This is a genomic window from Candidatus Centipeda massiliensis (assembly GCF_900290285.1).
GTDB classification, from domain to species: Bacteria; Bacillota; Negativicutes; order Selenomonadales; family Selenomonadaceae; genus Centipeda; species Centipeda massiliensis.
This window is the reverse complement of sequence record NZ_LT985756.1, coordinates 34,581-56,023: the sequence shown is the minus strand read 5'-3', so window position 1 is coordinate 56,023 and position 21,443 is coordinate 34,581. Positions and strand designations below refer to the sequence as shown.

The following is a 21,443-nucleotide window of genomic DNA, read 5'->3' as shown; positions in this document are numbered from 1 at the left end:
CAAGGATGAAAGGAAGAGGCATTATGAGCAGTTATCGGAAACTGGCAAGAAAACAGGCGCTGCGTCTGGGGCTGGCAGTCACCGCGATGGTGGGGGGCATGACGGGCTGGCACACAGCTGCGTACGCAGACGGCGCGACGGACATCCAAAAGATGGATGCGGCGAATGCGGGGACGATTACAACATCGAACAACGTGTGGACCGTTGTGCCGGACAAGGTCGAAGGCGATCTTGCGACCAACGCATTTTCAAAGTTCATCCTCGATCAGAATAACGTCGCCAATCTGCAGATGTATAAGGGCGGGGTGAGCGCGAACACGCTCGTCAATATGGTGCAGGGGCGCATCGACATCCGCGGGACGGTCAATGTGCTGAAAAACGCGACGACCATCGGCGGCAATGTGTTCTTTCTGTCTCCTGAGGGGATGGCGGTCGGCAGGACGGGTGTCATCAATGCGGGCAGCATTACGGCACTTGCGCCAAGTACAGACTGGTTTAAGGACCATTTGCAGGACAATCACGCCAAGTTCACGGCGGCGGATATGGACGCACTCAAGGCGGGGACGATCCCGCTGAATGCGGACGGCTCCATCGTCATTGACGGGCACCTCAACGCGCAGAGCGGCATTCGTCTGGGTGCGCCCGTGATTACGGTCGGCTCTGCGGAAAGTGCGGCGCAGCTCACGAGTCAGAACGACCTCAATTTTGCCGCGCTGGTCAATGCGGGCAGCACAAGTGCGGGGCTTGGCACGCTGACCGCTACGACAGGCGCGGGCGGCGACATTGTGCTCGCAGCGGCATCGAATCGGCTGAACAACACAACAGACGATGTTCCGAAATACACGAATCCCCTCAGCGGCAGCAAAAACGAAATCAAGGCGGAGCTGACCGTCGGAAAGAGTGCGGCGATTACGGGAGACCGAAATGTCGTGCTCTCTTCGTATGCCGAGCACACGGCAGACGAGAACGAGGCATTCGGCGGAACATCCTCGAATACCTCCGCGAAGCTCCTCGGTCAGAGTGTCAAGACGACGGCGAATACGACGGTGAACGGCAGTGTGACGGCGGATGGGCGTCTTTCCGCCACGGCAAAGGCGAAGAATATCGCCTCGGAGGCAGGACCTCTTTCAAATCCGGCGGGGCTTGCCGATGAAGTCGCAGGGGTCATCGCCGTCAACGTCGATCCTTCCTACATGATTATGGGCAGTGAGGCGACGGTGAAGATCGGCGCAGATGCCGCACTCACGGCAAAGGGCGCGGATCTCACGGTGACGCAGGACGGCAAGACGGTGGTTCAGGAGCGTGCGCTGATCGTCGGCGCAGATGCACGCTCCTCCGTGGATGCGGGTGCGACCACATCCAAAATCAAATTTGCAAACATCAAGCACACCAACGCAGTTCCTGCGATGGCGGTCGCATACGCCAAGGCTCAGAGCGCGGCAAATGTGACCGTAGAGGGGCATCTCACGGCAGAGCAGGGCAGTGTGGACGTTCATGCAAAATCCCGCGAGGATCTGATTGCAGCCGCCCATGCAAAGACAACGCAGCTCGGCGCAGGAGCGGACTCGACGCAGATCATGAATGTCGCCGTTCTTGTAGCGCGCGGCAATAACGACGCACAGGTGGAAATCGGGCAGGGCGCAGCAGTCACGGCAGAGAAACAGGCGGACATCACAGCCGATGCGACGAGCAAATTGGAGACCTCTGCGAGCGCTTCCGGCAAGGAAAACTCCCTGCTCAATGTCGCTGTCAACGTGACGAAGCAGACAAGTGCGGCGCATACGGAGGTGCGCGGCACCGTCACGGGCAAGACGGGGGCGAACATCCATGCCTATAATACGCAGCTGAAAAACAGCGCGGAGGCGAGCACGGCAGCCGGCAAGAGCGGTATGATTACATATTTTTCCAATGCCGCAGCGAATACGAACACCGTCACGGGACTGACACAGAAGATCAAGAATGTCATCGGAGGCATTCGCTCCAAGATCGGATTTCCCAGTGATGGACTTTCCTCGCCGATCGAACTCGACAAGCTGGGGGAGAAAATCTCGCTCGGCGGCGCGGTCAACGTGCTGAATGAGGAGCAGCAGGCGAATGTCCTCCTTGCGCCGCACGCGGTCGTTCGCTCGGATGGAGCGGTGAAGATTGATGCGGACAGCATCATACGCGGTACGCATGTCCGGGCGCAGAGTGCCGTCAACAGCCATACGGATCCGAACTGGTACCTCACGGAGGACGGAAAGACGGAACGGGTTCAGGCGCATCAGACCAAGGAAACGCAGGGCATGGGCAGCTTTGCCGTGAACGTGGCGAACATCAAGAATACGGCGGGCGTCACGACCCTTGCGGCAGAGGAGTCCGGCACATCCTACGCACCGAACATCACGGGAAAGAGCGTTGACATCACGGCAGATGGGCATGTTCTCTACACAAATATTGACGATATGATCAGCGAACTCCGCGCGAGCTTCGAAGAGTTCAAGCAGTACTGCGCCGCCTTTCAAGGCACGCACGCCGCTACGCTGACTGCGGCGCAGGATAAGGCCGAGGCGTATCTGAAAAAGTGCGACAATGACTCCGCCTATATCGTCTCGAAGGAGGGGCTGAAGGAGGCAAAAGAACTCGCTGCTGCCATAAAAGCCGTGGCAGACGTGCTCAAAGAGGACGTCACAGTTCCTGCAAACCTTGCGGAACGTGCATTGGTGTTTGCCAACCCTTCGAGCTACCTGACCTTCCAGGCATCGGCGAAGTTCTCGGGCAAGGGAGCGACGCAGGAAAAACCCGATGCAGAGCAGGCGAAAATTGCGGGCGCGGCGGGCGTCAATTTTGCCGATGTCGATAACCATGCGGCGGTCGTTCTGGGACGCGGCACGAAGGTCACAGCAACGGATGAAGTAACGGTTGCGGCAAGCAGCAAAAAGCAGCTCGTGACACTGGTGGGCGCACCCGCATGGCAGGCGGGTGCGGATATCGCGATCGGCGGCAACCTCGGCATCACCGTCGGCGATACAACGGCGGACACCATCGTCGCGGAAGGCACGGAGATTACAGGCAGGAAGGCTGCAATCAAGGCGACGAACAGCTATGACGGCATCCACCTCGCCGTTGCAGCGGGCAAGGGCGGCAAGATCGGCTTTCAGGGCATGGCGAACTACGTCGGCGGCACATCGGGGGCTGTGACCTCCGTCGACGACGAGGCAAAGATCACGGCGGCAGCTGCGGCGCAGATGAACGCGCTGAACACGACGAATATCACGAACATCGCCGGCTCGGCGGTTCTTGGCACGGGAGCCGCGATCGGGCTTTCCGCTGCGCTCAACAACGTTGCGCAGACAAGCATCGCGGCGATTGCCGACAACGATGCGGCAGAGGAGACACCGCAGGATAAGACCGCAGAGCAGCGCACGGAGAAGCAGATCCGTGCGGCGCAGAAACGTGCGGTGCAGCCCTTTGGGAATGTGAATGCTGCGGATCTCTACGGCACGGCCGCGAAGAAGATGGCGGGCGCGGTGCAGGCGGAGACGCTGGACGTCCATGCCGAGCAGAAGGGGCTCATCAACGCGGCTGCGGCTGCGGGGGCAATCGCGACCGGCGATGACACCAGCGAAAAGGGCGGCATCTTTGACAAGATCGGTCAGACGGTCACGACCGGCAAAAACATGGTCGGTAACGGAATCACGAAGATCGACAACAAGCTGCAGGATCTCGTAGGGAGTTCCCTAAAAAGACAGGCGGAAAAAAAGACGGTTCCGCTCAACGCGGTCAAGAACCTCGGATTTAATCAGAAGCAGCCTCCGTTTACCCTCGATCTGGCGGGCAGTGCCTCGGTCAACCTCAGCAAGGTGACGACGGCGGCAGAGGTGAAGGGGGCGAATGTCACCCTGACGAAAAATGCGGCATCGCCCGCAGCCATGAAAAACCTCACCGTCAGCGCACAGGACTCCTCCTTTACGGGCGCATGGGGCGGCGCACTGGCGGTCACGTGGAAAACCACCACGAAGAGCCAGAACGAAGACAGCGCGAACGCCGGCATTGCGGGTGCGGCGAGCGTCAACGTGCAGAGACATCGCGACGTTCTGGCGCTCATGTCGGACAATCGCATCAAAGGCGCGGACAGCATTGAAAACGTCGCCGTTCAGAAAGGCGCGACCGTCGCCGCTGCGCTCGGACTGTCGGTCATGAAAACAAGCGGAAACACGGTGACATCCACCGCTGTCCCCGTTTCTTTGACGTACAACGAGGGCGGATCGGTCACGCTGGCGCAGATGCGGGATAATTACATCAATGCGGCGGCGGACGGAACGGCACTCACGGGCATACAGAAAACGGCGCTTTCCAATCGCGCCGTCAGTTCGAATACGCAGGTGTCGGGCGGTGTGAGTGCGGGGCTTGTCTTCGGCAGCAAAAGCTCGAATGCGGTGGGCGCGGTCGTCGCCGTATCCAATCTGAGGAATGACGTGCACGCGGACATCTCGCAGACACGCAAGGATACGGGCGCACTGCGCAATATTGGTGCGCTCACGAACGAAGCTGTTTCCGGGATGACGCAGATCGGCGCAGCGATCGGCGTCGGCGCTGCCTCCGGCTCCGAACATGCAGCCGCGGTGACGGGCAGCTTTGCCGTGAACAACTTCGCGAACAAGACGGCGGCACAACTCACGAGGGTCACGCTGACGGCAGACAGCGCAAATGTCCGTGCGGACGACAAACACGAGGCGGGCGCATATCAGCAGTATCTCGAGAAGCGCGGCATCGAGACCTCGGGTGACAAGTATCAAGAGAATTTTGCAAAGGGCAAGAGCAACAGCTCCCTTGCGGTCGATCAGGACGGCAATCTGACGCACAGCGGCGGCAGCACCATCGTCACGGCGGCGGCAAGCATCTCCGCTGCGGCGGGCAGCAGCGCAGCGACAGCGGCGGGGATCGGCGTTGGTGTCGGCGTGATTAAGAATGACTTCACGGCGGGCGTGAGCGGCAGCGACCTGGAGCTGCAGGGCGCACAGGGGCTTAATGTGGAGAGTGTCGCCGATACCCGTGCCATAAACGTAGCGGCGGGCGTAGCGGGCAGTGGCGGCATCGCAGCAGCAGGTTCCGCCTCTGTCATCGCGACGAACAATGAGACCTCTGCGATCGTCGAGGACAGCACGATCAAAGCGCAAAAGCTGCAGGCGAACGCACTCACGAAGAGCCTCCTCGTCAACGTCGCGGGACAGATCAGTGTCTCTGCGGGCGGCGCAGGTGTGGCGGCAGGGCTTGCCACCGCCGTCAACATGATCGACAACAATACGACGGCAGCACTGCGCGGCGGCAGACTGACGCTCTCGCACGACGGCATCGTAAACCTCAACGCGCAGAACATCGGCGGCATTGAGGCGCTGACAGCAGGGGTTGCCGCAGGGACACAGGCAGCCGTCAGCGGCGCCATCTCCGTCAACGTCGGGAAAAACGATACCTGCGCGGAGATTGCGCAGTATGAGGTGACGAAGGGGCGGATGGTCGACGCAGAGATTAGGGGCGCGAAGTCCGTCCGTGCGACAACACTTGACCAGACGCGTCAGGATGCCGCCGTCGGCGGTGTCTCTGCCTCCACGCAGGGCGGTGCAGTAGGTGCTTCCGTCGCTTTCAACGCCCTGCTGAAACAGCAGAATACGGCACGCATCAGCGGTGCGAAGATCGGTCTCGCCGAGGGCGGCATGGTGGACGTGAACGCCAAAAACGAGGGCACGCTGAATACCGTTGCACTCAATGTCGCCGGCTCGGGCGGTAGTGTCGCATTTGCGGGGGCGGCAGCGGTCGCCGATGTCGATCAGGATACGACGGCGGAGATCGTCAGTTCCGACATTGAGGCAGAAGCGGATAAACCGGCGGGGGATGTCAACGTACAGGCGGACGGCAAACTGACGGCACGCACCTTTGCCATCGTCGGCTCGGGGTCGTCCGAAGGTGCGGCGATCGGCGCCGGCGTTGCCGTCAACCTTCTCGATGCCGACACCAATGCCACGATCAGCGGCGGGAAGATACACGCGGCGAATGTCCTCACGAATGCGGCGGGCAATCTGAACCTTCACAACATCGGTATGGGCATTGCTGCGACAGGCTCCGGCGCAGCCGGGTCCGGCTCGATTGCCGTCAACAAGCTGAACAATGATACCACGGCGAAGATCGCGGGCGGCGCAAAGGTGACGGCGGAGAAGAACGCCGTCGTCTCGGCAAAGAGCGATGACCGCATACAGAACTACGCGGGTCAGCTCACCGTGGCGGGGACGGGTGCCGCCATCGGTCTGTCGACCAGCACGAACATCATCGGTTCAAATACAAAGGCAGAGATCTCAGGCAAGGGCACTGAGGTTATTTCCCATGCGACAGATGGAGTCGCAGCAACGCAGATCAAGGACGGTCTGGATCACGAAAAACTCTACAATGGGTCTCTGACCGTCGATACAGGTGCACTCATCGGTCTGGACGGTCTGGCGGAGGGACGCAAGGCTACTGAATATCGCGGCGTCGCCGTCTCCGCCTCGGCGACACACACAGCGAACTCCTTTATCGCCAACGGCGGCGGTACAGGGACGGGTGCAGCGGTGAACGGTACCATCAATACGAACATCGTCGGCGGCTCGACCACGGCGCAGATTGCGGATGCGACGGCAAAGGCGGTGGGGGCAGACGTATCCGTGCGCGCGGACGACGCGACGAACAGCGGCTCGCTCGTCGGCACCATCTCCGTCGCGGGAGAGGGCGCTGCGCTTGGTACGGGGTCGAGCATCAATCTCATCAATCGTACGACTGAGGCAGAGGCGGCACGCAGCACGATTTCGGCAAAGAAGGCCGATATCGCGGCGCGCTCCGCGCAGGGCATCGCCGTGCTCACGGTGGGGGTCAGTTTCGCCGACGAATTTGGTCTTGCGAACTCGAACAATTTCGTGCGCATGGAGCAAAGCACGCGTGCCGCGCTCATGAACAGCACAGTGAACGTCAGCGGGCTTTCCGTTACGGCGGACAATACGGCAAACCTCAATGCATTTGCCAAGACGCTCGGTACTGCAGGCTACGGGGTCGCCGTGGGTGTCGGCACGGCCGTCCTCCTTGACCGCAGTACGACCGAGGCGGACATTGCCGGAACGAAGGTCTTCTACACGGACGATAAGGGGGAGACACTCGTCCATGCGAAGAATACGGAGCATCTGAACAACTATGTATTCAGCATCGGCGCCGCAGGCATTACCGGCGTCGGGGCGAGCATCAGCGGCGGCGATGTGAAGAATACCGTTAAGGCAGCGGTCACGGACAGCGCGCTCGGACACGCGAAAGCAAATGATGCGGATACCGAGGAGGAGACTGCCGCCAAGAAGATTACCGTCACAGCAGAGAACAATGTAAACTTTGACCAAAAGAGCGGCACAGGTGGAGCGGGGATCGTGGGTGCGAGCGTCGGCGTCTCCGTCAACAACTTCAAGGCGACCGTCGAGAGCGTTGTCAATAACAGCAAACTCTACGCGCGCGAGTCGGCAGACATCACGGCGCATGACAGCAAGACCGTCAAGCAGCTTGCGACGAACGGCGCAGGGGGCATTGCGGCCGTGGGGCTCAATATCATGGTGACGAATGTCGGCGCAGAGATGCAGGATTCGTACACGATGGAGGAAGGCTCGAGCGGAAAGAAGCAAAGCGTCAACGCAAAAGAACATACGGACAAGACGACGGAGATGCAGACAAAGGCGGGAGACCGTTCCAAGACGGGGCTGTCCTACGTCTCGTCCAATGAAAAAGAGAGCGCGACGATGCTTGCGGAAAAGGCCACGCCGAGCACGGATGCAAAGACCTCCGCACGCGCAGAGCGGTCGGACATCCTCGTCGCAACAAAGAGCAGCAACGGGAAAACGCGCGCAGGCGAACTCAATATCAGCGCGCAAAGCAGTGATAACATCAGCCAGGATACCGTGCAGGCAGGCATCGGCGGTGCGGTGGTATCGGGCGCCGCCGGCATTGTGCGCAACAGGTCGAACGTGGAGACCGTCGCAGCGGGTGGTACGCTCAGTGCGCATACAATCAAGCTCGACGCCGTCAAGGACGGCGCTGCGGGGCTGAAGATCTATCAGGGCGCGGCAGCGGGACTTGCTGTCAATGCCGCCTACGGCGAGCTGAACATGGGCGGCAGGAACGATCTCGTCCTCTCGGGTACCAAGATGCGGGCGCATACGATCACGGGCACAACGCGGGATGAGACGACCGGCGCGGTGGACATCATCGGCGTTGCGGCATCCCTCGGGGGCGCTGCCGCGAACATCCTCGTCGGAAATGCACATTATGACAATGCGCAGACCCTGCGTGCCGAGCGCAGCACGCTCACGGCAGATGGAGACCTTACGCTCTCCATGACGCGCACGGCGAAAACTGCCGGCGATCCGACCCTGCGCACCACGACCGAGGCGGCATCGGGCGGCATGAGCTTTGCCGGCAATGGCGTCGCGGCACTTGCGCGCGAGACGGGCAGCATGACGATGAACCTCGTGGAGGGCAACACGCTCAGTGCGGCGGGAGATCTGGCTCTGAAGACCGACAACCGCGCCAACATTCAGGCAGAGACGAAGGCAGTCTCGGCAAGCATTTTCGCGGCGGCGACGGCGACCTACGCCTCCGCCTCCTTTGGCACGGAGAAAAACGCCTATCAGAACCGCATCCTCATTGGTGCCGAGGACAGCGCGAACGGAAGGACGGATCGGGAGAACAGCCTCACGGGCAAGACCATCACCATCTCCGCTGAGACGAACGCACAGGAAAGTGCGCATCTGAAAGCGCTGAGTGCGTCAGCGGGCGCGGGCGTGCAGGCGAGCGGGGCGAATATCAATGCGTACAGCGACGCAAAGACGCTCCTCGCGAGCGGAACGAACTACCGGACGGCGGCGATTCAGCCCACGGAGGAGAAGCCGGACGGCGTGAAAGAGCTGCAGATCAGTACCAAGAACATTCATACACAGGATCTTGACGCGCGCGGTCTATCGACGGGCAGTCTGTTTGCTACGGCGACAAATGTCGGCGCGATCAAGAATGTGCTCCATAGCAACATCGTCGCCTATGGTGCGGGAAGCGATAGCACACTGAACAATGCTGCGCTCACCACGCGCGCCGAGGCAGTGAAGAAGGGCAAGGCAGACGGCAGCGGCGGCGCACTCGTCGCCATCAGCCCTATAGCTGCCGGGATTTCGGATGATACGACCCTCGGCGCACAGACGAAGCTGATGGGGACGTGGCGTGCGGCGGGCGCGCTCGACGCGAAGGCATCCACATACGACAATTCACTGCATGATGTCGATGCGCTTCAGGCGGCAATCGTCGGCGGCAGCGGCACGCGGCTGACAAAGACGCTCGCTCAGAACGCAGCTGTCTCCGTAGAGAACGCGCAGATCGAGACGGTCGGCGCGCAGAACTACGAGGCGAAGAATGTGTTCAGCCACGCGGACAAGGACGCGGCGAGCGGCTACGGCGCGGGCACGCTGAGTGCGGGCGAGGTCTCCTCGAACATGACGGAGACGGCAAAGGTCACATTTAAGAACAGCAGTGCAAAGACAACGGGCTATGCGGGGATCACCGCGCAGAGCCTCACAGAGGGCACATCCAAGACCACCGGCATCGTGAAATCTGCGGGTGTGATTCCGTTCACCATGATGAACGGCAGCCTCGGCGTGACCTATGATAACACCGTCGATGCCGTCGACAGTCATCTCGCGACTGCAAAGGCAGATGCGAATATCGCACTTGCGGCGAGAGACAATACCGAGATCCGCTATGAGATGAATGCCGACACGCAGGGAGGTCTTGCGGGTACGGCAAGTGCGGCACTCACATCGAACATCACGCGCGGGAATACCGTCCGTGTCGACGGGGCGAGCACGCTCTTTAGTTCCAACGACGTAAATCTCTATACGGGACGCGGCATCGACCCGCAGACGGGCGAGCGCAATCTCGGCACGTTCAAGCTCTCGCTTCTGGCGGATGCGACGAACCGGACGGGGATTCCCCTGCGCAGTGCCCCCAAACTCGACAATAAGATGACGCAGACCAACACCGTCAGCATCGAGCGTGGCGCGCAGGTTGAGAGCGTCCGCCATGCGAATCTCTCTGCAGTGTCGGGCTATACACAGGCGTATGAGAGCGCGACCGCATACAATATCTGGTCGGGCAAGGGCGCGCAGAGTTCGCTGACGACGACGGCGAACGGCGAAGGGGACAGAAAAGGGGAGACGAGGCACAATGAGGTGCAGGTAGACGGCTCCGTCACCGCCGGCATCCACAACCGCCTCAGCATGAGCATCCGGCAGACGACACCCGGTATGTCGGAGGCGAAGACCAACGAACTTGCGGCAAGGCTTGCTGCGATGACACCGGCGCAGAAAGAGGCGCTGGTGCAAAAGACGGATGTCACGGAGGAGGAACGCCTGCTGCGCGACATTTACCTCCTCTCGGAGGGCAGCGGGACACTGAGTGCGGGCGAGGAACAGTGGCTCTATGGAAAGCTCGTCGGTACGGTCAAGGCGGACATCACGGACGGCGGGGAGTGGTTCGGCAAAAACGCCATCAGCTACCGAAATCTCACGCTGAACAATCCCTACCTCGCGGAGTACAACGAACTCATGCGGGCATACTTCAATGTGAAGAAAGGTTCGACGGAGGCGAATAACCTCAAAGACGCGCTCGGTTCACTGAAAACAACGATGGAAGCGGAGGGCTTCGTGGCGGGGGATACCATTCTGCCAAGCCGTACGACCATCGGACTCGTTCTGCCCAATCTTGCCGTCTCGGGCGGCGATGTGAACCTTGAGGCGGATGCCGTCAGCGGAACGGGCAGCCTGACGGCAAAGGGCGCGCCCGTCGTCAACGTGCAGAGTGCGGCGGAGCGCCGTCTCATCGTGCAGGATGTCAAGATCTCCGACCCGGGCGGCAGGGTACGTCTCGGCGAGACGGATCTCAAGAAGGATCAGTTTGGCGGTAAAGTTCACGCCGATACGAATACCTCCGACTCCGCCGTCACGATTCACTCGACGGCGGCTGCGGCAGATGCGGATATCGAACTGCACGGCGACATCATTACCCCGGGGACGATTACCATTAAAACGGACAGCAGCAGCATTCGCTCCACCGAGCGGAGCAATATGCGTGGCGCCAACATCAAGGTCGAAGCCCCGAAGGGCGCCGTCAGTCAGTCCTCTCCGAATGGAACGGTCTTCATCGGCGGCGATCCGCGGATGGAGTTCAGTCCTCCGTGGATGGAGAAGGAGATCCAGAATTACGTTTCCGACCAATTGGAAAAGGGAAATAAGACACCGCTCAAGTTCAACAACACCGGTGATTTCTATTCCTGGCTGTTGACGCGCACCAATGATCCTGAGAAGATAAAGCAAATCCATCAGCTGGCAAATAAGGCGACGGGCTCATGGGTCGCGGGCAAGGACATCTCGATTGCAGCACGCAACGTCAACATCAACGGAATCATCCAGAGCGGTTACACCTCCTATAAGGTGCGCCTTGATCAGCGTGCTGCAAAGAAGCTGGAAGATGCTGACCGGCTGCGCACAGAGGAGCGTCTGCTCGTCGGCGGCGGTGAGACCTACTGGGACGATACCGGCAAGGCATTGGGGTACAGTCCTGCCGTCTACTACAACGCGAAGGAGGGCTATCTCTTCACCGATGCGATGGAGACGGGCGGCGGCAATATCACTATCACGGGCGCGATCTACAGCACCGGCAGCGGCAGGATACGCGCACGCAGCGGCGAGTCAGACATCGACATATCCACCTCCGGGCTGGCGCGTGACCTTCATCTGGGGGCGATTACGAACCGCGCGGGCGGCGGCAGGGTTACCCTCAATGACCGGAATACGGGCAAGACAACCGAGTATCTGAGCGACGGTACCTACCGCTCCTACACCATCGGCGCAAAGGAGGCGGATAAGGGTGAATTCAAAAAGGCTCCGAAGGGGGGCGGCGGCGAAGCGTTCTATGCGTACTATGATCCGAAAGAAAATCTGACCTACAACTGGACGGGCGGCAGGAGCGGCACGAAGACACAGACGAGCTACTCCTACGGGGAGCGCTTCCTTGCCAACGGTCATTGGACAACGGGCAATGTCGGCTCCAATGTCACCGAGAAAAATATCGAAAATGGCACGGTGCGCGTCAGTACGGCGAAGTCGAATGGGGACATCCTGCCGAACGGTGTCTATTTCGGCACGGGAAATATGTATGGCGAGTACTATCGCGTGGACGGAGACAAATATGAGTCCGACGCCGAGGTTTTCCCGGATCCGCCTGCCGTCACCAAGTACTATGGAAAATGGCAGGAGAAAGACGGGAAACGTGTCTATAACAGTGACGGCACGCCCCACATGATCAATGAAGGGTGGGGGTCGGCCCTTAAGTACGGCATTTACTTCCATCAGTGGAACAAGGTCTCGACGAAGGGGTCGAGCAACACCTACCGGATCTACGCAAGCAATAGGATCTACGTGGAGTTCCCCAGGGGCCGCGACAAGGACAATGTGAACGTGCCGGGCGGCAATGTGAACGGGTATGCGGGCGGCAAAGTGAACGTTCATGCAGGCGGCAATCTCATCCTCGACGGTGCCATCCGCAACATCACGAACAGCGCATATACTGTCAATCTGCACTCGGATAGGGGCAGGGTTGAAAGCAATCTCGAAAAGAACGGCGTCGTCTACACGAACAACCTGAATGTGGTTGCCGGAGCAGGCATCAAGCTGCATCAGAGCGCAGCCGATGCAGCTAACCCCTCGAAACTTGATTTGAATGCGGGGAATGGGGCAATCGACCTCACTTCGCAGCGCGGCGCTCTGCAGATCGTCAATGCACGTGCCTTGATGGATACCGCCATTCATGCGCGCGGCAGCATAAGGGGTGTGGGGACAGACCATAAGACTACCGTGTGGGGCGACAACATCTCCCTTACGAGTGAGGAAGGGGGAATCGACCTTTCCGTATTGGCACGCAGCCGCGTGGACGCGACGGCAAAGAATGACATCAATCTGACCAACAAGTATACGGGCGACATGAGGGTCGGCAGGATTGAAAGCAAAGACGGCGGCGTATATCTGACGGCAGAAGGCGCCATCGTCGATGCCATGCCCGAGGAGAGCAAGCTCTCCGACGCAGCGGAGCGCATGGAGCGCTGGCGTGCGCTGGGGCTGACGAATGCGGGCGACCAGGCTCATGAGAGTGCGAAGTCGGCTGCTGCAGCAAAGAAGGAACGGCTCGATGGTTTGGAGAGTCTTGGCAAGGCGGCGGCGCGCTCTATGAGCGGCGCGAATGCGACGGATGCCGAGGTGCAGGCGCTCTATGAGCACTATAAGAGTCTCTCCGAAAAATACCTCGCAGATGAGGGGATCAAGGAGGCGCGTGCGGACTATCTTGCCGAACTGAAAGCCTCGCACAAAGCGGGCTGGTCGGCAGAGGAGGCTTATGCGCGAACCATCGGCGCGGCGGAGGATACGTTCTTTGCAAAGAATGGGCTTTCCCTGCCGGAGAATGTACGCACCTTTATCCGCGACTACAAGACGCTCGACGAGAGCGACAGCTACGGTTGGAGCGTGAGCGGTCTGCGCTACGCCATCCAGCAGAGTGCTGTCAATCCGAAGGCGGGACAGGTGACGGAGGTCAAGACACCGAACATCATCGGGCGTTCGATCAGCCTCACGGCGGGAACCGGCAGGGGCATCGGCGAGAACGGTGGCAAGATCAGCATTGCAAACGCCGATCTCTTCAAAGAGGAGAATCTCATTACGCTCGCGAACGCACGTGCGGGAGAGATGCACTGGACGGCGGACGGCGTGGAAATCACGCATACACGTCCCGTCAAGGTGCAGACGGGACGTGATAAAGACGATGTAAGACTGATGGGCAATGTAGATCTGAAGGGCGATGAACATATCTATGTTGCCAGCAAGGAGAGTGCGTTGCGCCTCGGCAAAGTCTCTTCCAACGGGGATGTCTACCTGCAGGGGACGAAGGGCATCTATGGCACCGGCACGGCAATCACGGCGAAAAACCTTTCCCTGTACGGCGGCACCGGCGGCATCTACGGCATCAGTCCGGTGGACACCCCCCTGCTGATCAACGTGAGCGGCGTGCTTGATGCGAATGCGGACGGCAACATCCATATCGAACAGGATCCGCATTATGCGCTGACCATACAGGCGGTCAGCAGTAACGGCGATGTCGTCCTGACCGCACACAAGGGAATGCAGATGACGACGGAGACGGGCAAGACCGGCGGTTACATCAAGGGGGCGCACGTCACGCTGCAATCGGAGTATGGCAACCTCGGCACGGAGGCGAACCGCATCCGCATCGCCTCGGGCAGCCTCCTCCGTGCCAATACCGGAGATCGCTACGATGTCCACATCGCAAACGGCGATGACGGAATGCTTCTCATCAATGCGCTGAAGGGCGAGAACATCTCGGTGCGCTCCAAGAATGGGATAGCGGTGCAGGAGGAACAGGGTAAGCCCGCAGAGATTACGGCAGGGGAAGGTGTGACCATCGTTTCCGAGGAGGGCGGCATCGCGCTCGGCGCGGCGAATGTTGCTACGAAGAGAAACGTCAACCTCTCTGCCAAGGGCGGTGTCACGCAGAGCGAACACGGCAGCATCCAGTCCAGTGCGCTGGACATAAAGTCGGACGCTGCGATCATGCTCCTAGGTGAGAAGAACAGCTTCCACCAGCTGACGATGTCGGGCGTCACAGATACTCAGGTTGGCGGTAGTGTCGGCATTGCGCGAACGGGCAAATTTGACGTGAATGGTCTCAATGTGAAAGGTGATGTGTTCCTGAAGACGGATGATGTACTGCACATCTCGGGGGCACTGACTGCCACGGGCAACGCAGAACTGATCGCGGGAAAGTGGATCAGTCTCGACGAAGCGGTCACGGTCGGAAAGAGTTTCAGCGCTTTAGCGGAGACGGGTGATATCACCTACCGGAAAGCTGTCACAGCCGGAGAGAATGTCGATACGGTTGCCAAAGATGGCACGACGAAATTTTACTACGGTGTTACCGCAAAGAATGGCAACCTCACGGCGTTGGCGAATCATGATCTCGAAGTCGGCGGAGACGTCGTTGCAGGCGGCAGTGCGTCGCTGACAGCGGGACGGGATCTGACGATCGGTGGGTATCTGAAGACGGGCGGTGCGCTGACGGCATACGTCGGAAATAACATTAAGGTGAAGAATTTTGTCATTGCGGGCGGCAGTGCGTCGCTGACGGCGGGACAGGCGATCACGCTGGAAGATCTTCTGAAGGCGGGGGATGCGCTGAGCATAAATACCGACGGGGACATCACGCTGAATCACGAGGTCACTGCGGGCGGCGATCTCTCTCTGTCGACAAAGGGGAATCTCACGACAAATGCGGAGGTGGTCTCACGGGGCGCGGCAACGGTGGATGCGAAGAATGTCGAACTCCGCGCAAATCTTACTGCGGATAAGAACCTCGCGATCACGGCAAAGGACAAGCTCGTTATAAACGAGGGTGTGAACCTTTTCATGAAGGCGGACGGCAAACTGAAAGCCGGTACTGCCAGCTTCGGCACCGATGTACGCGCAGGCGGAGCGCTGACCATTGATGTGGACGATCAGCTGACGGTGCATGACATCACGGCGGGCGGCAATCTGAACGCTTCGGCGCTGAAGATCAATGCGCATGACATCACGGCGGTTGGCGGTGCAGTCCTGTCTGCGAAGCAAAATTTCACCGTAAACGATGTGCGCGTCATCCGGAAACATAATAGCCCGGTCGAAACAACAAGCATCAAAGCCCTTCGAGATGTCAAGGTACATGACCTGGATATCGGCGGCGACCTGAATGTCACGGGGTGGAACATCTCTGCGAATAACATCAAGAGTACCGGCAAGACCGCGATGACGGCGACAGAGGGGGACCTCACGGTAGTGAACCTCAGCGCCGGAGATGCGCTTGACGCCGTGGCAAAGGCAGCGATGAACGTTGATACCGTCACGGGCGGGAAATCCATCGCACTCACGGCACAGACGGGCTACCTGAGGACAAAGGGCGAAGTCCGCAGCGACGGGGATGCCATGCTGACGGCAGGATATCACCTGACGACAGAAGGCGCTCTGACGGCGGGCGGAAAACTTACGGCAAAAGCCGGCTTTTACCTTACGACGAAGGAGGCGGTCACCGCAGGTAAAGACGTATCTCTTTCGGGCAAGCGTGTGAAGACGGAGCGCACTGTGACGGCGGGCGGCGCACTGACCGCAAATGCCAGAGAGAATCTCATAACGAACGGCACGGTTACCGCGGGCGGAAAACTTACGGCAAATGTCGGCGAAAAATTCATGATCAACGGAGCGGTCACCACGGGCGGCGATCTCTCTGTGACAGTCAAGGAGCTGTTCGAGACGAATGCGGCAGTGCTCTCGCACGGCGCGGTGCAGGTGGAGGCGCAGGATGTCAAACTCTATGCAGACTTCGCCTCGGACAAGAACCTCGCGATGACGGTGCATAACTACCTCTTCGCAGACTGGCTGAAACACCTTTCGTCCAAGGCGGATGCCACGCTGAAAGCCCGTGTCGCGAGGATTGACAGCGATGTCCGTGCAGACGGCAAGCTGACGATTGAGACAGAGGATAAACTGTCGGCAGAGAACATCAGTGCGGGCGGCGATGCTGTGCTGAACGCAGGTGACGTTTTTTGGGCAAGGTCTGTGGACGCAGCCGGAAATGCGGACATCAAAGCGGGCAAGAGAATCGTTGTAGCACGTGACCTGAACGTCGGCGGCGATCTGAACGCGCAGGCGAACGAAGACATCGCTGCAAACGACATCACGAGCAAAGGCAAGGCAACCCTCACGGCGCAGACGGAGATCCAAACAGACGGCTCGATCCGCAGCGATGCGGAGGCTGTGCTGACGGCGAAGGATATCACCATTGGAGGAGCGTTCTCTGCGCATAGCGCACAGCTGACGGCGGACGAAAATGCGACACTCGGCGGCAAGACCGAGGTGGGCGAAACACTTATGGTGCATGTCGGCAAGGACTTCACCGCGAATGCGGAGGTGCTCTCGCACGGCACGACAACGATTGAGGCGCAGAACGTCAACCTGAACGCCGACCTCATGTCGGACAAGAACCTTGCGATTACGGCAAAGGACAATATCATTACAAAGGAGGGGACAAACCTTTCCACGAAGGCAGACGGCAGACTGAAAGCCCGTACTGTAGGCTTCGGCGGTGATGTACGCGCAGACGGCACGCTGACCATTGAGACGGATGAGCAGCTTGCGGCAAAGAACATCACGGCGGGCGGCGACGCTGTGCTGACCCCGGGGACAGACATCACCGTCAATGATGTGACGGTGGGCGGCAATCTGAACGCCAAGGCTGTAAATATGACAGCAGAGAACATCACGGCGGGCGGCAACGCGACGCTGAACGCGGGCACAGACTTCTTTGCAAAGAATGTGAACGTCAATGGAGATGCAAGCATTGCGGCGGGGACGAATCTCACGGCACATGACGTAAACGTCGGCGGCGATCTGGACGCGAAGGCGAAGAACATCACGGTAACGAGTGTCACGGGCAAAGGAAATGCCGTGCTGACCGCAGACAAGGATGTCACCGTTACAGGAGCGTTCTCTGCGCATAACGCAGAGCTGACAGCGGGCGAGAACATGACACTCGGCGGCAAGACCGACGTGGGTGGAACTCTTACGACGAATGTCGCGCATGACCTCACAGTGAATGATGCCGTGACGACAGGCGCTGACTTTGCGGCGATTGTCGGCAACAACGCTGTGACAAACGGCATCGTTACAACGAACGGCGCGCTCAAGTGGAATGTCGGCAATGATCTCACGGCGCATGCGGCAGTGCTCTCGCACGGCACGACAACGATTGACGCGCAGAACGTCAACCTGAACGCCGACCTCATGTCGGACAAGAACCTTGCGATTACGGCAAAGGACAATATCATTACAAAGGAGGGGACAAACCTTTCCACGAAGGCAGACGGCAGACTGAAAGCCCGTACTGTAGGCTTCGGCGGTGATGTACGCGCAGACGGCACGCTGACCATTGAGACGGATGAGCAGCTTGCGGCAAAGAACATCACGGCGGGCGGCGACGCTGTGCTGACCCCGGGGACAGACATCACCGTCAATGATGTGACGGTGGGCGGCAATCTGAACGCCAAGGCTGTAAATATGACAGCAGAGAACATCACGGCGGGCGGCAACGCGACGCTGAACGCGGGCACAGACTTCTTTGCAAAGAATGTGAACGTCAATGGAGATGCAAGCATTGCGGCGGGGACGAATCTCACGGCACATGACGTAAACGTCGGCGGCGATCTGGACGCGAAGGCGAAGAACATCACGGTAACGAGTGTCACGGGCAAAGGAAATGCCGTGCTGACCGCAGACAAGGATGTCACCGTTACAGGAGCGTTCTCTGCGCATAACGCAGAGCTGACAGCGGGCGAGAACATGACACTCGGCGGCAAGACCGACGTGGGTGGAACTCTTACGACGAATGTCGCGCATGACCTCACAGTGAATGATGCCGTGACGACAGGCGCTGACTTTGCGGCGATTGTCGGCAACAACGCTGTGACAAACGGCATCGTTACAACGAACGGCGCGCTCAAGTGGAATGTCGGCAATGATCTCACGGCGCATGCGGCAGTGCTCTCGCACGGCACGACAACGATTGAGGCGCAGAACGTCAACCTGAACGCCGACCTCATGTCGGACAAGAACCTTGCGATTACGGCAAAGGACAATATCATTACAAAGGAGGGGACAAACCTTTCCACGAAGGCAGACGGCAGACTGAAAGCCCGTACTGTAGGCTTCGGCGGTGATGTACGCGCAGACGGCACGCTGACCATTGAGACGGATGAGCAGCTTGCGGCAAAGAACATCACGGCGGGCGGCGACGCTGTGCTGACCCCGGGGACAGACATCACCGTCAATGATGTGACGGTGGGCGGCAATCTGAACGCCAAGGCTGTAAATATGACAGCAGAGAACATCACGGCGGGCGGCAACGCGACGCTAAATGCGGGCACAGACCTCTTTGCAAACAATGTGAACGTGGGTGGAGCCGCAAACATTGCGGCGGGTACGCAGCTGACCGCACAGAACGTCACGGCGAAAGGCGATGCAGTACTCCGTGCGGGTGCTGACCTCAAGACGCTGAACGTTGCGGCGGGCAAGGATGCCGCACTGACGGCAGAAAAGAATGTCTCGGTGCATGATGTCATGGCGGGCGGCAATGTGAGCCTTACGGCGGGGCATGATGCGGCGATTGACGGCGCAGTAAAGACGGGCGACAGCGCAATCCTTACTGCAAAGCATGATGCTGTAATCGGCGGCGCAGTGACGGCGGGCGGCGATTTCAGTGCAGACACCGGCAATGACCTCATTGTGAACGGCGCGGTAACAGTGCAGAAGAACCTCACATTGCATACCGGCAATGATCTCACTCTGAACGGCGCAGCATTGTCGCACGGCATGATGGAGATCGACGCGGGACACGATGCCGCATTCAACGGCAGCCTGACCTCGGACAAGAATCTCTCGATCATTGCGAAGAACAACATCACTGTGAAGGAGGGAGCAGACCTCTATACCAAGGCAGACGGCCAGATCAAAGCACACACTGCCACACTTGGCGGCAACGTCAAAACGGACGGCACGCTGACCATCGGGACGGAGGAACAGCTGACGGCGACGAACGTCACGGCAGGAAAAGACGCTGTGCTGACAGCCGGCACTGAGCTCGCGGCAAAGAACATCACGGCGGGCGGCAACGCAAGCCTTACGGCTGGCTCTGACCTCGCGGCGAAGGACGTCACCACGGGCGGCAGCCTGAGCGCTATGGCGCAGAATATCACCGCCGAGAACGTCACCGCCAAAGGCGATGCAAAACTCGAAGCAGCAACGGGCAGCATGGCAGTGAAGAACGCTACCGTTGACGGCAGCCTCGACGCTCTGGCAAAGGGGAGCCTCATTACGGGTGGTACTGTGCAGACGGGCGGCAACGCAAGCCTTGCGGCAGGCACTGACCTCGCGGCAACGAACGTCACTACGGGGGGCAACGCAAGCCTTACGGCAGGCAAGTCTATTGATGTAAACGAAGTCAAGTCGGACAATGCGGTGCTGCTGAATTCCGGCACGTCGATGACGACCGGAACGATCTCCGGTGATACCCTCAATCTCCATGCCACAGACGGTGATATCCACAGCCGTGGAACGCTCAACGCTGTGCAGGATGCGTCGATCTCGACGGATCGGCAGGGGGCAATTACGCTCGAAAAGGCGCTTACGGCGGGCAAGGACATCACGCTGGAAACCAAAAATGGCGATATGCTCTTTGGCGGCGATGTCAGGAGCAAAGGGGGTAGCATCCAAGCGACGATTGCCGCGCAGGGAGATATCAAAGAGCTTGGCGATGCGAAGGTATCCGTCGAAGCCGCCGCCAAGGGGGTGGGCAATGTCACGCTCACGAACAAGGGGACGGGTGACATCGACCTGCATCGTGTCTATGCGGATCGGGATATTCATGTCGATCTTGCACATGGCAACATCCACGTCTATGAGATCAACGGCGCGCTGGTCGCCGTCGTTCTGAAAGATGCGGAGAAGAAAATGGCTCTCGAGAACATTATTGCGGAGCGTCGCATGATCGCTCAAGGCTCGGATATGAATTTTGATAACATCCGTGTTCGTGAAGGGGCGGACGGCATGCTCTCCATTGAACCCACGGAAGCAAGCGATGATCGGCCGATTGATAACTTTACGATGGGGAATATCGATCCTGGAAACGGTGCGGGCGTCAAATTTGAAAAACTGTGGGCGAACAATATGAAGCTGACCATCTCCGGCGGCAAGGTGCGTTTTGACAAACTCTTTATCGAGGGCAAAGCCGATATTGCATACGCCGGACAGGAGACGAGCATTTACGGCACGTCGCCGCAGATCGACGGCAATGTTGTGACCTATTGGAACGATGTCAATCGGAACAATCCGCGCACGAACAAGGAAGGATGGACAGGGATGTACCTCTCCTTCACGGGGGCGAACCGGCAGGAGAGCAACGGCAATCTGCTTTCGCTTTCGAACTATCGCTTCGTTTATCCGCAGCGGGAGAATCTGGTTGACTTCATGGGGCATGCACTGCAGCAGGATATGGACGCCGCGTTTGGCGGACTGCGTATTTCCACGTCGGACGGCAAGGCGCTCGCTATGCAGGAGCAGGCTGAAGCCGTAGATGTGACGGTAGAAAACGCAAAGGAGGATGCAATTCGCGTCGAAATGTAAAGTAGAGCGGATGGGGCTGCTGCACAAGGTTGAAAAATCTTGTGCAGCAGCCCCTTTTTTTATAAAAAGAGCAAGAAAAGTTCTTAAGAT

General features: G+C 59.2%; 1 protein-coding gene. It reads left to right on the top strand.

What is annotated here, in order from left to right:
- The first annotated feature begins 23 nt into the window (after positions 1-23).
- Positions 24-21,353 (top strand): leukotoxin LktA family filamentous adhesin, encoded by a 21,330-nt coding sequence (locus C8273_RS08740; RefSeq protein WP_159060753.1) that lies wholly within the window; start codon positions 24-26, stop codon positions 21,351-21,353.
- The last annotated feature ends 90 nt before the right edge of the window (positions 21,354-21,443 follow it).

Coding starts and splice junctions, on each gene's coding strand:
- C8273_RS08740 (WP_159060753.1), top strand. CDS start 24: ATGAGCAGTTATCGGAAACTGGCAAGAAAACAGGCGCTGCGTCTGGGG.